Source organism: Paenibacillus sp. cl123, assembly GCF_900101595.1.
Classification (GTDB): domain Bacteria; phylum Bacillota; class Bacilli; order Paenibacillales; family NBRC-103111; genus Paenibacillus_G.
This window is the reverse complement of the sequence record NZ_FMYY01000019.1, coordinates 22,539-36,630: the sequence shown is the minus strand read 5'-3', so window position 1 is coordinate 36,630 and position 14,092 is coordinate 22,539. Positions and strand designations below refer to the sequence as shown.

The window sequence follows — 14,092 nt, the reverse complement described above, 5'->3', positions numbered from 1 at the left end:
GGAGTATTCGCATGCTCAAATCCCAAAGACTGATAGAGCTTATGATGACCGTCAACCGGAAGCGCCGGTTCAAAGTCCAGGAGCTGGCCGATGAATTTGGCGTATCCAAGCGGACGATTCTTCGAGATTTGCAGGAGCTGAGCGAGCTTGGAGTGCCTTTGTACTCGGAAGTAGGCCCGCATGGAGGATACCAGGTAATCAGGGAGCGGGTGCTGCCTCCCATCGCCTTCACGGAGGAAGAGGCGGTGGCGATGTTTTTTGCGGTGCACGCCTTGCGTCACTATGCTTCGCTGCCGTTTGAAGCGGAATCCGCCTCGGCATTAAGCAAGTTTTATCTTCATATGCCCGGGGATACCCGCGACCGGATCGACAGCATGAAGAACCGGGTTGACTTTATCACGCCGGCGAGGCGCGATGCTTCGCCTTTTTTGCCCATGCTGCTCGATGCGGCCGTACACCAGAAGGTGCTTGCCGTTAACTACGAATCCAGGGATGAGGGGGCGAGCAGCCGCCGGATTCAGCCTGTATTTCTGTATGCGAACAACGGTTACTGGTACTGCACGGCGTATTGCTTCGAACGCCAGGGACTCCGCGTGTTCCGGGGGGATCGAATGCGGGATGCGGCGTACGATACGTCCGGGACCGAGCCGCTGAACCTGAGCGGCATAAGTGTGACAAGCCATGAAGCGGCTTCGCCTATGGAATCGCTTCGCCTGCGGGCGAAGCTGAGCCGGGCCGGTGTCCAGCGCTGCGAGGCCGAACTGTGGCTTGCGCCTATGCTGCAGGTGGGGGAAGACGGAAGCGGGACGATTGCTGCCAATATGCCGCGGACAGAGTTGTCTTTCTATGCCGAATTTTTTATCGGATTGGGCGATGAGGTCATGCTGGAGCAGCCGGCGGAGCTGAAGGAAGCGATCCGGCAGCGGCTCTCGGAGCTGTTGGCGCGCTATTCGTGAAGTCGGCATTTCTCAGGGCAGGCAAGTAAAAGGCTCCCGCCAAAAGCAGGAGCCTTTTTACTTTTCTTTCATTTAAGCGGAAGGACGCTGGGTGTAGATCTGAAAGGTCACGCCGAACTTATCTGTTACCACACCGAAGGCCGGGCTGAAATAGATGGACTGTAAAGGCATAACGACGTGGCCTCCCTGCTGCAAGGCGTCGTACAGCTGTTGCGACTTGTCCGTATCGGGCGTTGTGATGCAGATTTGGATGCCGTCTCCCATCTGGCTGGCTTGCCCCGGGAAAGTATCGTTGACATACAGTTCGGTCGCGCCGATTAACAAGATCGAATGGGCGATGCGCTCCTTGGCTTTTTCGGAAACAGGGTCGGGGCCTTCTCCATAGGTTTGTTGGAAAACAACTTGAGCCTCCAGCGTTTGTTCATAAAATGAGATAGCCTCCTTGGCATAGCCATCCAAAGAGATAGAGGGGGTTAATTGCAAAGCCATCGTAGCATGCTCCTTCCAAAAATGAGGTTGCCTGTCCGCGCTGAGGCATCGGGCTTGGTTATAAATATACAGGCCAATAGTGACAGATGTTGTCATGAATAGAAAAAAAGGAACTCCGTTCGCGGCTGACCGCTTATCGGAATTCCTCTATGGAGTAACGGTAAGGCCGGGCCGGCGTTAAAGATTGCCTGCACTAAACGTGTCGCCGCCGTTCATATCGCCGCTTTGGTAGCCTTGCCGGAACCACCGCATCCGCTGCTCGGCCGTCCCGTGCGTGAAGCTTTCGGGAACGACACGGCCCTGGGCCCGTCTCTGGATCGTATCGTCGCCGACGGCGCTGGCTGCGGTTAACGCCTCTTCCAGGTCGCCCTCATCCAGCAAATTCATGCTCTCGGCAAAATGTGCCCATACTCCGGCCAAGTAGTCCGCCTGAAGCTCGAAGCGAACTTGTATTTTATTGTATTCCGTCTGGCTCAAGCTCTTGCGCAGAGGGTCAAGCTTCCCGGTTGTCCCGAGCAAGGTTTGCACATGATGGCCCACCTCATGGGCGATGACATAGGCCATGGCAAAATCGCCGGGCGCCTTGAACTCCCTCTGGAGCTGATCGTAGAAGCTGAGGTCGATATACAGCTTGTGGTCGCCCGGGCAATAAAAAGGCCCCATAGAGGAAGCCGCGGCCCCGCAGGCGGATTGAACGCTATCCGTAAACAAAACCAAGGTAGGCTTTGTGTAAGTCAAGCCGCGCTCTTGAAATAATCGGGTCCATACATCCTCCGTATCGGCAAGAACGACGGAGACGAATTCGGCCAGCTCCTGCTCCTGGGCGGTTTGCGTATAAGGAGCGGACGTGCTGGTGCCTGCAGTACCCATACGCTGGAGCATGTCCCCTGGGTTGCCGCCCATAAGCATAACGATGATCACAAGGATGATTCCGCCCACTCCGCCGCCAATAAGCTTGCCGCCTCCCATGCCCCCCATACCCCGCCGGTCTTCCACATTCGAGCTTGCCCTTCTTCCTTTCCATTGCATAGCGCTTCCTCCTTCTGTATAGGCTGACGGCATGCCGCCGTCGTATTCATGCTGTGTATACAGAAGTTATACCCGGGATGATGTTCGTTCAATCTCGGAGCATCTTCGCCAGCGCAGTACATAGCTTCGGATGGCTGGGGCGCAGAGGCCGGTTTTATCCGAAAATAAGCAAAACGCCCGCATTATTTTTCGCTTTTTCCGAGCCGGGACCGCCTTTATGATGAGTAAGGGTGCTTCAAGTTAGGCGATTTCCTGAAAATAAGATCAACCGCTTGAACGAACAGGGCCGGGGAGGGAATAAACATCATGAATGCTATACGTCAACTGCTGCATTTTGGCTATCATCAGGCGATGAGCTGCCTATTTCCCGTCGCAATCTTTGGCACGCTGGCTATTTCCAATGTCATAGAGATGCCTTTTCTTTACCGCTATGACGCTATTCTGCTTGTCCTGCTTATCGTGCAATACGTGATGTATCGAAGCGGGCTCGAGACCCTGGATGAAATTAAAGTGATTTGCGTTTTCCACGTGATAGGGCTGCTGCTGGAGCTGTACAAAGTGAGGATGGGCTCATGGTCATACCCGGAGCCGGGATTTACGAAGCTGCTGGGCGTGCCGCTCTATAGCGGGTTCATGTACGCCAGCGTAGCCAGCTTTATGTGCCAGGTATGGCGCAGGCTGAGGATGGATATGACCGGCTGGCCGGGGCTGGCTTCGGCGGGCTTGCTCGGAGGAGCCATTTATTTGAACTTTTTCACCCATCATTTTATTCCCGATTTCCGCTGGTGGCTGACGGCGCTCGTATGTATCGTCTTCTGGAAAACGTGGATTATTTACCGGGTGCGCGCGGTCACGTATCGCATGCCCTTGACGCTCGCTTTTGTCCTCGTAGGCTTTTTCATCTGGCTGGCCGAAAATATCGCCACTTTTTTTGGCGCTTGGAAATATCCTGACCAGCACCAAACCTGGCAACTGGTCAGCTTCAGCAAGATCAGCTCGTGGTTTCTGCTGGTTATCATCAGCGTGATCATCGTCGCTCAGCTTAAATATGTAAAGGCCGGGCGGCAGTCGGGCGATTCCCAGCGCACTTAGCGTACCCGGGTAAAGCCGCCGGCCGCGTCCGCTTATTCATATAGTCGTACCCCCTGGCCGCAGAAGGCCAAGGGGTTTCAGTATGCCTGCGGCGGATAGTCGCCTTCGCCATGAATGAACGATGCAAGGAAGCGTCGGCCGGCCGGTTACCTCTTGGTGAAGCCGTTTTTCCTCGGCTTATGAACCGGGCGATGCGACGCCTTGCTTGGCCGATCGGCGACGGTAAACGATCAGCGTAACGGCATTCAAGACAAGTGTAACGATGAGAAGAGCGGCGGCGGCGGACACTACGGCGTCCGTGATGTCCAAAAGAGCGGACCAATCCTCATGCTTGATCAGATGAGCGGTGTAAAGCATCTGGAGGCAGAGCGAGACGGCGCAGCAGCTCAGGCTTAGCACGGCAAGTACAGCGCCATCCCGGCGCTTATCACTCGTCGTATAGAGCCATAGATTAAACACTGGCAGGATCCAGGCAAGCAGTCCAAGCAACAGACTGCCGAGATTTAACAACCCCATCATGTCGAGGCCCCCTTTGCAGGTATGACATGTTTATAGCGATTCGGTTATGGGTGCGGAGACGCCGGCGTTGAGCGCTGAGGCTCATCAGCAGGCCCAAGCCGGAAAGGGCAGGCTTGCCAGCTGCGAGTAGCCTCGCCCGGCTACGAGAAGGAAAAAGGAAGCAGGCTGCGGAACGACCGGATCGGCTTGAAATGCTTGACCAAATCACGCGCGGTTACGGGCTCGGGCCGGTCCAGCCAGCCGGCGGTATGAGCGAGGGCGCCGAGCAGGCGCTCGGGCCGAACTCCCGTCTTCCGCAGCGTGGTCAGAGTAAGATCCCGGTCCCGCTTGGACAGCCGCCGCCCGCCGGCATCCGCCAGCAGCGGCACATGGGCGAAGCTTGGCGGGCGAGTCCCCAGCGCTTCGTACAGAGCAAGCTGCCTCGGCGTCGAGTCAAGCAGATCCGCTCCGCGCAGGACATCCGTTATGCCCATGGCCGCGTCATCGACGGTGACGGCGAGCTGATAGCTGAACATACCGTCGGCGCGCTTGATAATAAAGTCGCCCAGTCCTTTGCTGGAGAAGCATTGCGGGCCGGCCAGCCCGTCGGGGAAGGAAAACTCCCGCTCCGGCATAATAAATCTCAGGGAAGGCGCCTTCCGGGCCGCCCGGACTGCGCGTTCAGCGGGCGAGAGGAAGCGGCACGCCCCCGTATAGACGGCGCCTTCGGACGCTACGCCATGCGGAGCATTGCCTACCATCGAGAGCTCGCTGCGGCTGCAGTAGCAAGGGTACACGAGGCCGGAATGGTGCAGCCGCTCCAGCGCCTGCTCGTACAGCCGCTCGCGCCGGCTTTGCTCATAGGGCGCATAAGGGCCGCCCTTTCGAGGGCCTTCATCCCAATCGAGCCCCAGCCAGAGTAGGTCGTCCTGAAGCTGTTCCGTGTAGACGGAGCGGCACCGGGACTTGTCGATATCCTCGATGCGAAGCACAAACTCGCCGCCGAGCTGGCGCATCTGCAGCCAAGCGGCCAAGGCGGTAAAGGCATTGCCGATATGAAGAAAGCCGGACGGAGTCGGTGCAAAACGTCCGCGTCGGTTCATGGTTCACACTCCTTGCAGCATGCCAAAAAAGAGCAGCTATACCGCTCTGCCCGGCATCATAAGGTTAGGAATCAGCTGCCCCTTGTCTCAGGGTTAAGCCATATATTAGCATGCGCGGACATACGCTGGCAAGCCGCCGCCGCGTCGAAAGGGACCGTAAGCAGTAACCGGAAAATCGTCTAAACGCACCCGACTGGTGAGCAAAGGTATGGGAGTTGTACGAAAAACCATCTAAACGCTCTCGCATGGTGACTTCAAGCAGAGGAGTTGTACGAAAAACCGTCTAAACGCCCTCGCATGACGGCAACGGCCGGCACAGCCAGACGGTATGGGTCGGCGAGTCCACGAACTGGACGAATACATCCGCATTCGGGGAATTGAAGTTGGCAGCGCCTTAAGATAGGGCAGGTTGAAAGAGGTGGTGGAAAGTATGGATGTCATTCGTCGCGTTCAGGCGAATCTTCATCTGAGTAATCATCGCGGCCCGGCCGAAACGGGACGACTCATAGCTGCATCAAATTGATAGGGATGTGCGCGTTAGCTCATTTCTATTTGAAAGCCCCTCTATGCCACAGAAGGCAAGGGGGCCTTCCGTATGCCTGCCGCCTACCGATGTGCCGGGAAGCTGGACCGGAATGCTATAGAACTCTGACCGTAAGACCAAGTCTGGCGTTTTTTCCTGTTTGCATAGATCTGACATAGGATATACGTTGCATCTTTAAATTATGTTATAGCAAGAAAAGTGAAAACGATTACATACATAACGGATTGCCGTCAATAAACAAACAAAGGGGAACGCTGCGATGTTCGGTTTCAAGCTAAACTACAAACTATTTTACCAATATATGGACCCTTACATCGTTGTCTTACTGGTTCCAATCATTATTATCGGCCTTACGGTGTACAGCTATTTCATACAATTGCTGCGGGAAGAAGTCATCCGCGGAAACTTGAACCTGTTGGCCCAGGTAAAGGATACGATCGATGTCAAAATGAACGAGTTCGGCAATATCGCCTATCATATTGCTTCCAACCCGAATCTTACTCCCTATGCGGCAACCAAAAGCGCATATAGCGAAATGAACGCGATATTCGAGCTTCGCAATTACCTTTTGCTGTAAACGCCGGTGCCAAAAGCAAAGATGTCGAAGCCTTGTTCCGTTATGCGATTAAGGAAGCGGGCTGGGATTACCAGGCATGGACGCCAACGCCCGTTCCGGGGAGCGCCATGGATGACGACTACAGCAAGGGCCTGTTTCTCGGTGAAAAAGCATTTCAAGCCAAGTATAGTCTTGTCACCAGCGTGACGTTCGATAATCATGCCGATTATCAGGAGGCGGAGCTTGTCGTCGTTCAGTCGCGGGCGGCGGATACAGGCTTGTGGGCAAGAGCTGCGGCCTATTCGGCTCCTACGGTTCCTTATAAAATGGCGACGTACAATACCGTACTGAAAATCGAATTGCGGAACGGCAGCGGTCCGGCGACGGCGCTAACGACAAATCTTCCTATGGAAGCGCAGGGAGCGGCAGGCTTGATCCTTCGGGTCAGGGGCATGTTTTATGAGCAGGCCTACGGACTGGGGTGACCGACAGGAGTTACGTCTAAACCAATATTAGATGGACAAAACCAGGCAAAAGAGATAACATAAGCTTTGATAATTTCATAGATTGCCAGATAAGGGTGCATGCAGTCCATTGGGGCTGTCTGCTTAATAGGGAAGTGCGGTTGAAAGCCGACGCGGTCCCACCACTGTAAATGAAGAGCGACTCTTCACAGAAGCCACTGTCCCGCTCGCGGGATTGGGAAGGCGAAGAGAAGCGATGACGCATGAGCCAGGAGACCTGCCTTTATCTAGGATGTTTCTAATTCTTTGGGGGTGGGAATGAGAAACAAGCGAGTAGTTTTGGCGTGGCCTGATAACGGCCGCTACGCCGGTTTGTATGGGAAATCGCTATTGAAATGAAAGCCATCCTTGTGTTCGGGGATGGTTTTTTTGCGTGGCCGAAATGAATGATGAAGCAGGAAAGAGGAGTGCAGATGATGTATCGATTTATACCAAAACCACTGATTGCGCTATGGATGTCGCTGATGGTGCTGTTCTCGTCGCTGGGCGTACTGACCGGGCCGGTTCCAGCGGCTCAGGCGGCAGCCGGAACGGGGCCAAGCTCGATTCGGGACTGGCTGCCGGCGCCCGGACAATTCGTCAATGAAGCAGGCTGGGGAGGCAAAGACGTTCTCGGCGACGGATGGACCAATAATCCAGGCTCTCCGGGCGTGTCGCTCGGTTCCTTTGGCGGCAGCATTGTGTTCAAGTTTGATGAGCCCATTAAGAATGACCCCAAACATCCGTACGGCGTTGATTTTACCGTATTCGGCAATGCTTTCGCTGGCAATGAAGAGCCTGCAGGCGTGGCGGTCGCCCAGGATGACGGGACCGGCAACCCGGGACCATGGTATTCTATTGCCGGATCGGAGCATTACGAGGACGACACGATCTGGGATTACCGGGTCACCTATACAAACCCCGAGCCCGAATTCACAAGCCCGAACGGAGTCAACATCCCTTGGGCGGACAATCAGGGCGGCAGCGGGTTTGTTAAAACGAACAGCTATCATAAGCATGCTTATTACCCGATTCCATCCCATTATCCGCTGGCCCCGGCTGATTTCAACAATCAGTCCTATACCTATGCCGGCGTCAAAATCAATGTAAGAAAAAATGCATTCGGCTATCCCGATACGCATGGAAACGGCAGCGCGCCTTACGATGTGCCGGCGAATCCCTATCTGGCGTCGCCGGTCAATGGCGATCCGATCGATATCAGCTGGGCGGTAGACAACGAGGGCAAGCCTGTAAGCCTGAGCAGCGTCAGCTATGTCAAGGTATATAACGTCGTACAGATGGACGGCGGCGCACTCGGAGAGATCGGCCCCGAAATCTCGGCGCTGCATAAGGTATCTCCGAACGAGGATGTCCAGGAGACAGCCGATCTGACCGGCATCGTTCTGCGAGGGGTAGGCACGGACGTACCGGTAACGAAGGAGGTTTACGTTACAGCGGGCGTTTACGCCTATGAGCATATTCGCATCAACGCCGATAAGATCAAGCTTACGGCCAAGGGCAGCGCTTCGACTGTATTCGTCAACAATCAGAGGGGCGAAGCCGGGACGGAAGTCGATAAAGAGATTACGCTGAGCGAAAGCAAGCCCAAGCTGGTCCGGGTAATCGCCCAGGACGGCATTCATGCTCCCAAAATATATGTGCTGAGCATTACGAAAGGCTCGGAGTCCGCAACGGCGGATAAAACAGCGCTGTATGCAGCCATAAGCGACGCGGAGAAGCTGGCTCCGGGGCCGTATACCGAAGCCAGCTGGCAGACGCTGACCGGCAGCTTGGCGGCAGCCAGGATCGCCGCCGGGAACGACGCGGCCACCCAGCAAGAGGTGGATCTTGCGCTATCGGCGCTGACATCCGCTATCCGCGGACTGGAAAACAAGACTGCGGAGCCGCAAACGATCTCCGCTTCCCTGACTATAAGCGGGTATAGCGCCACAGCCGGCAAAAGCGTTACGCTGGCTCTGTCGGATATGGTGGTGGAAAACGGCAAGTCCGCCGCTTACGCCATCGGGAAGCTGCTGAACGAGCGCGGCGTTTCGTTCGTGAATGAAAGCGGCAATTATATTACCAGTATCGGCGGATTGGCAGTAGGAGACGGCGGCATCAAGAGCGGCTGGATGTATCTGGTCAACGGACAATTTGCCATGGAAGGCATCGGGGATTATGTGCTCAAAAACGCCGATGCGATCACGTTTGTCTATACGGACGACTACGAGCAGGACATCACGGCGATAGCCGACAAGACGGCGCTGAACGCCGCAATCGCCGAGATCGAGGTTCTAAAGCAAGGCATTTACACAGACGCGAGCTGGCAGACGCTGCAGCAGAAGCTGAAGCTGGCCAAGCAGGTAGCGGCTGACAGCGGCGCGATCGCGTATCATGCAAGCAGCGCGCTGGCGGCATTGAACGCCGCCTACCAGGGTCTGGTTCAAGCGGAGACGATTGCGGTATCGTTCGCCGTGGAAGGCTACAGTGCGGCTGCGGGCAAGGACGTCAGCCTGCCGGCAAGGACGCTGACCGTGGCGAAGGGCCAGACGGCCGCGGCTGTTATCGCCCGAGCGCTGGACGAAGCGGGCGTGTCCTTTGATGACAACGGCGGCGTATATATCTCAAGTGTCGGCGGGTTGGGGGCATTTGACGGCGGCCCTAACAGCGGCTGGCTTTATAGGGTAGATGGAAGCTATCCCAACGTAGGCATGGGAGATTATACCCTCACACGAGATGCTTCGATCATACTGCGATATACGGATGATTACAGACAGGAGTTTCCTGAAGAGCCGGATACAGTCAAGCCGGATATTCAGGTAACCGGGGTCTTAAACGGTCAGGAAGTATCCCAGCCTGAGCTGAACTTTCAGGTAAAGGTGACGGATAACTCAGCCGAGCCGATTACGCCGGCAGTAACGCTGAATGGCAAGGTCCTCTCCGGAGATCACGGGGGTTATCGGGCGACGCTGGTTCCGGGGACCAATACGATCCGGATCACGGCGGCAGACTCGAGCGGCAATACGGCTGAGTTAACCTTAAGCGTCAATTATTCGGTTCCGCACACCGCTACGCCTCAAGAGCAGCTTTCAGCCAATCTGGCATATTTGCTGAAGACCGTTGACAAGCCGAAGTTCGGGACAGTGAGCGGAGATTGGTCGGTGCTGGCTATGGCACGTGCCAATCACCCGGTGCCGGACGGCTACTATGAGCTTTACTACAGCAACGTAGTCAGCGAAGTGAAGCGATTAACAGACTCAAATAATGGCGTGCTGGACAAAAACAAAAGCACGGAGCATGCGAGAGCGATTCTCGCATTGACGGCGATCGGGAAAGATCCCCGCGATGTCGACGGCTATGACCTTACGAAGGCGCTGTCGGACTATGATTATATTCTCAAGCAAGGACTCAACGGACCTATATACGCCCTGCTCGCGCTCGATAGCCGAAATTATGCGATTCCCGCCGCAGCCGAGGGCAAGAAGCAGGCGACCAGGGATAATCTGGTGGAAACCATCCTTAGCTATGAAGCCGGCAAGGGAACAAGCGATGCAGGCGGGTGGTCGTTGACCGGCGGCAAGAAGGCGGATGTCGATATAACCGCCATGGCGATCCAGGCGCTTGCGCCGGATTACGAGAAGAAGGAAAATGTCACGGAAGCCGTTAATCGGGCAGTCGTGTGGCTCGCCAAGTCCCAGAACGGCGACGGCAGCTATTCCAGCTTCGGAAGCACAAGCAGCGAAAGCCTGTCGCAGGTGATCGCCGCTTTATCCGCTATAGGTATAGATGCAAGCGGCGATGAGCGATTTGTTAAAAATGGCCGGTCGGTAATGGATGCCTTGCTGACGTTTGGCTCGCCGGACGGCGGCTTCCGGCATGTCAAGTCGGGGCGGATCGACGCGATAGCTACCGATCAAGGCACGCACGCCCTCATAGCCTACGACCGGCTGGCGAACAAGAAGAACCGTCTTTATGATATGACGGACGTTGCTGTGGTCGAGCCGGGCAGCGAGGAGCTTCCTTTGCCGGGCGGCGATCAGCCGCGGATCGATATTCCGGCGGACAACAAGCCGTATACGATCCCGATCACGAGTGCGGATGCAAATAAAGAGATTACGGTGAACATTCCAGAGGCGAGCGGAGCCGTTATCCGTGTCAGCTTGCCTGCGAATAGTCCCTTGCCTCAGCTTGCGGCGGTCAAGGGGCCGGTGTCGATGCTTATTCCCAAGGGAGCCAGGATCGAATCCGGCGATGCTTCCTCGCTCGAGCTGATCACCTCCAGAGATAAGGCCGATTCCGGGCTGAGCCAGCAAGTAGGCAGCTTGCTTGCCGGCGGACGGAAGCTGGACGCGGTCCATCAGGCGATCACGCTCGGCGGCAGCGGGGCTGTACAGTTCAATGAATTCGTTACGCTGACGCTAGCCGGTATGAAGGGCAAGGAAGCCGCGTTTATTCAGAACGGGGTGCCGAGCCTTATTCAGAAGGTAGCGGACGACCAAGCCGGGCTTGCCGGCGGCAAGCAAGAGTATGCGTATGACAGCGGAGAAAATCTGATCGTCAAGACAAAGCACTTCACGGACTTTATTGCATTTACTTCGTCGGCTTCGGGGAATCCAGGCGGCGGAGGAGGAGGGGAAACGGACCCTCCGCCGACAGGTACGGTTACACTGTCTGTCGAGAAGCGCGCGATTCAGAAGGATGACGTGATTCCTCCGACCCGCGTGGCGCTAAGAAGCGGGGATACGGCCTGGAGTCTGCTGAAGCGGGAGCTCGACAGCCGCGGAATTCGTTATGAAGCTAGGTGGGACTCTGTTCGTAACAGCATTTATGTCGAATCGATTGACGGTGACAGGGAGTTCGACCATGGTCCAGTCAGCGGCTGGCTGTACTATGTGAATGACGATATGCCGAATAAGGGCGCAAGTGAATTCCAGCTTAAAGATGGAGACATTGTCAGATGGCGTTATTCCAAAGATATGGGAGAAGACCTCAAGTCGCCGACAACGGGCCAGCCCGCTACAGGCGCAGGAGGAGGCGGAGGAGCCGCTCCTGCCGCTAACAAGACGGTCATCGATATTCCGTCCGATATTACGAGCGACTATGTCGTGAAGATCACGAAGGAGCATAAGGACAAGGAACTGGTCACCGTCAACATCCCGAATGTCAAGGCGAAGGTGATCCTGAACCTGGATGAGGTCAAGGACAGTCTCCCTGCTCTGACCGCCGTCCGCGGCGATGTGACGGTTACGGTGGACAAGGGGACGGCGCTGAAGTCCGGCGAGCGTCAAGTCGAGCTGCTGACCGCCCTGAACGCGAGCGATGCCAAGCTGCTGGAGTTGGTTCGCAACGGGCAAGAGGGCAGCGATGCCAAGCCGGTCAAGCTAAGCCATGCTTATGCGCTGGGCAGCGCCGGTCAGCCGCCGGTGTTCGATAAGCCGGTATCGATCGTGATCCGCAAGGCCAAGGACCAGCTCGCCGGCCTGATCGAGGGCGATACGTTTACACCGATCGTCTTGTATGATTCGGAAGCGGAAGGCGCCAAAGCTGTGAAAGGCCGGGAAAAGGCCGCTTACGCTTTTGTCCAAGGCCAGGACCTGGTGATCAAAACAAATCATCTGGCAGCGCTGGTGACTTATACGAGGGTGGCTGAACAGCCGGTGAAGGAGCAGCCTGCCGGTCTGGAGGCGCTGTACGCGGATGCCTCTTCGATCGCCGATTGGGCGGTAGATGCGATCGGAGAAGCTACGCAGCAAGGCTTCGTCAGCGGCGGCAGCTACGGCCGGTTTAATCCGAAGTCGGCCGTGACGCGAGCGGAATTCGCCAAGATGCTGTCCGGTGTGCTGGGACTGGATACGGATGCGGCTCCAGCCGCAGGCTTCCATGACGTTACAGCTGAAGATTGGTTCTATCCTTATGTAGGGGCTGCTGCTCAAGCGGGAATCGTGACGGGCTATAATGACCGGTTCTATCCGAATGACCTGCTCAGCCGTGAAGAGCTGGCGGTTATCGTGGCCAGAGGGCTTGCTCTTCCCGCCGCTGGAGCGCAGACGGCTGCGCCGGCGGATATCGACGAGGTGGCGGACTGGGCCAAGGCGGAAGTACAGTCCGTCATCGCGCACGAGCTGATGTCGGGATGGGACAACCGATTCCAGCCGGGCGGCGAAGTCACCCGGGAGATGGCGGCCGTCGTCGCCATGAGAGCTTATCGCTACAAGGAGGCGGCTCCGCAGGAGCCCCTCCCTCCTGCCCCGTCTGAGCAGCCCGAGCGGCTGCAGCATGAGGCTGCCTCCAAGCAGATCGGCGCTACGGCGGCTTATCTGCAGCAGACGGTAACCGATCCGACTATCGGCACGATCGGCGGGGATTGGACGGTGCTGGCTCTGGCCCGCTCCGGCATCCCCGTCCCCGATGCTTACTATGCCAAGTATTATGCCAATGTCGAGAAGCGTTTGAAGGAGCAGGAAGGCAAGCTGCATGCGGTCAAATACACCGAGTATAACCGGGTTATCCTTGCTCTGACCTCGATCGGCAAGAACGTGGATGAGGCAGCCGGCTACAACTTGAGGGAACGGCTTGCGGACTATGATGCGTTAATCAAGCAAGGGATCAACGGCCCTATCTTTGCCCTGATCGCCCTGGACAGCAAAGGTTACGAGATCCCTAAGCCGGAAGGCGTGAAGACACAGACGACAAGAGAGCTGCTGATCAAGTTTATATTGGACCGGGAGCTGTCCGGGGGAGGCTGGGCGCTTGGCGAGCAAGCGACTGTGGCCGATGCGGACATTACGGCGATGGTTGTCCAGGCGCTGACTCCTTATTACGAATCGAATAAGGACGCGAAGGCTGCGATAGATCGCGCGATTGGTTGGCTGTCCAAGGCTCAGACGGCGGACGGCGGGTATGCGAGCGGGGAGTCGGCCAATTCCGAAAGCGTCGCCCAAGTGGTGACCGCCTTGTCCGGCCTCGGCATCAATCCGCATACGGATGCCAGATTTATCAAGAACGGCAGCTCGGCCGTGGACGCTCTGCTGGGCTTCGCCGCGCCCGGTGGCGGCTTCTACCATGTGAAGCCGGATGGGGTAGACAACGGCGGCGCCAAGCCGGGCACAGTCGATCCGCTGGCAACCGATCAGGCGCTGTACGCCCTTGTCGCTTTCGACCGTATGCTGCAAGGCAAAAACCGCTTGTACGATATGACCGATGTGAAGTAGGAAGCTGTGACGGCCAACTCGGCAAACAATAACGGATAGGCTTATGGAGCTGGTCCGATGAAGCTTGCCGGAGGGCTCAGGCCGAAGGAAGGTTTGAGCAGGGTGATGCCG

9 protein-coding genes and 1 riboswitch are annotated in these 14,092 nt (G+C 56.6%); of the genes, 5 read left to right on the top strand and 4 right to left on the bottom strand.

Annotation, left to right across the window (positions count from 1 at the left end; genetic code table 11):
* Positions 1 to 11: 11 nt before the first annotated feature.
* Positions 12 to 956, top strand: coding sequence for a helix-turn-helix transcriptional regulator (locus tag BLR08_RS23125; protein WP_072335747.1), 945 nt, complete (start codon positions 12 to 14; stop codon positions 954 to 956).
* A 72-nt stretch (positions 957 to 1,028) separates the two neighbouring features.
* On the opposite strand, the gene BLR08_RS23120 is transcribed toward BLR08_RS23125, so the two are convergent.
* Together BLR08_RS23120 and BLR08_RS23115 are read right to left on the bottom strand one after the other, a co-directional pair.
* On the bottom strand, positions 1,029 to 1,445 hold the full coding sequence (locus BLR08_RS23120) for a VOC family protein (RefSeq protein WP_072335744.1): 417 nt from the start codon (positions 1,443 to 1,445) through the stop codon (positions 1,029 to 1,031).
* Between the two features lie 177 nt (positions 1,446 to 1,622).
* Positions 1,623 to 2,474: a KPN_02809 family neutral zinc metallopeptidase gene (locus BLR08_RS23115; RefSeq protein ID WP_072335741.1), complete on the bottom strand. Its 852-nt coding sequence runs from the start codon at positions 2,472 to 2,474 to the stop codon at positions 1,623 to 1,625.
* 306 nt (positions 2,475 to 2,780) lie between these two features.
* Between BLR08_RS23115 and BLR08_RS23110 the strand changes: the two genes are divergently transcribed.
* On the top strand, positions 2,781 to 3,566 hold the full coding sequence (locus BLR08_RS23110) for a DUF817 domain-containing protein (RefSeq protein WP_072335738.1): 786 nt from the start codon (positions 2,781 to 2,783) through the stop codon (positions 3,564 to 3,566).
* 177 nt (positions 3,567 to 3,743) lie between these two features.
* Here BLR08_RS23110 and BLR08_RS23105 read toward each other — a convergent pair whose 3' ends face one another.
* Both BLR08_RS23105 and gluQRS read right to left on the bottom strand, forming a co-directional pair.
* Positions 3,744 to 4,085, bottom strand: coding sequence for a hypothetical protein (locus BLR08_RS23105; RefSeq protein ID WP_072335735.1), 342 nt, complete (start codon positions 4,083 to 4,085; stop codon positions 3,744 to 3,746).
* A gap of 140 nt (positions 4,086 to 4,225) precedes the next feature.
* Positions 4,226 to 5,167 (bottom strand): tRNA glutamyl-Q(34) synthetase GluQRS, encoded by a 942-nt coding sequence (gene gluQRS / locus BLR08_RS23100; protein WP_072335732.1) that lies wholly within the window; start codon positions 5,165 to 5,167, stop codon positions 4,226 to 4,228.
* A gap of 803 nt (positions 5,168 to 5,970) precedes the next feature.
* On the opposite strand from gluQRS, the gene BLR08_RS23095 reads away from it, so the two are divergent.
* From BLR08_RS23095 to BLR08_RS23085, 3 genes are all read left to right on the top strand, one after another.
* Complete coding sequence (locus BLR08_RS23095; protein WP_072335729.1) at positions 5,971 to 6,288, top strand: hypothetical protein; 318 nt, start codon at positions 5,971 to 5,973, stop codon at positions 6,286 to 6,288.
* A gap of 32 nt (positions 6,289 to 6,320) precedes the next feature.
* Positions 6,321 to 6,752 carry a hypothetical protein gene (locus BLR08_RS23090; RefSeq protein ID WP_072335726.1) on the top strand — a complete coding sequence of 144 codons (432 nt, stop codon included), beginning with the start codon at positions 6,321 to 6,323 and terminating at the stop codon, positions 6,750 to 6,752.
* A gap of 76 nt (positions 6,753 to 6,828) precedes the next feature.
* A riboswitch (cobalamin riboswitch) is annotated at positions 6,829 to 7,031 on the top strand.
* 173 nt (positions 7,032 to 7,204) lie between these two features.
* The gene (locus tag BLR08_RS23085; RefSeq protein WP_072335723.1) at positions 7,205 to 13,981 is read left to right on the top strand and encodes a DUF4430 domain-containing protein; all 6,777 of its coding nucleotides are present in this window, start codon (positions 7,205 to 7,207) and stop codon (positions 13,979 to 13,981) included.
* The last annotated feature ends 111 nt before the right edge of the window (positions 13,982 to 14,092 follow it).

Excerpts from the sequence above, each read along its gene's own strand:
- BLR08_RS23095 (WP_072335729.1), top strand. The coding sequence starts at position 5,971 with ATGTTCGGTTTCAAGCTAAACTACAAACTATTTTACCAATATATGGAC.
- BLR08_RS23105 (WP_072335735.1), bottom strand. The coding sequence starts at position 4,085 with ATGATGGGGTTGTTAAATCTCGGCAGTCTGTTGCTTGGACTGCTTGCC.
- BLR08_RS23110 (WP_072335738.1), top strand. The coding sequence starts at position 2,781 with ATGAATGCTATACGTCAACTGCTGCATTTTGGCTATCATCAGGCGATG.
- BLR08_RS23085 (WP_072335723.1), top strand. The coding sequence starts at position 7,205 with ATGATGTATCGATTTATACCAAAACCACTGATTGCGCTATGGATGTCG.
- BLR08_RS23120 (WP_072335744.1), bottom strand. The coding sequence starts at position 1,445 with ATGGCTTTGCAATTAACCCCCTCTATCTCTTTGGATGGCTATGCCAAG.
- BLR08_RS23125 (WP_072335747.1), top strand. The coding sequence starts at position 12 with ATGCTCAAATCCCAAAGACTGATAGAGCTTATGATGACCGTCAACCGG.
- BLR08_RS23115 (WP_072335741.1), bottom strand. The coding sequence starts at position 2,474 with ATGCAATGGAAAGGAAGAAGGGCAAGCTCGAATGTGGAAGACCGGCGG.
- gluQRS (WP_072335732.1), bottom strand. The coding sequence starts at position 5,167 with ATGAACCGACGCGGACGTTTTGCACCGACTCCGTCCGGCTTTCTTCAT.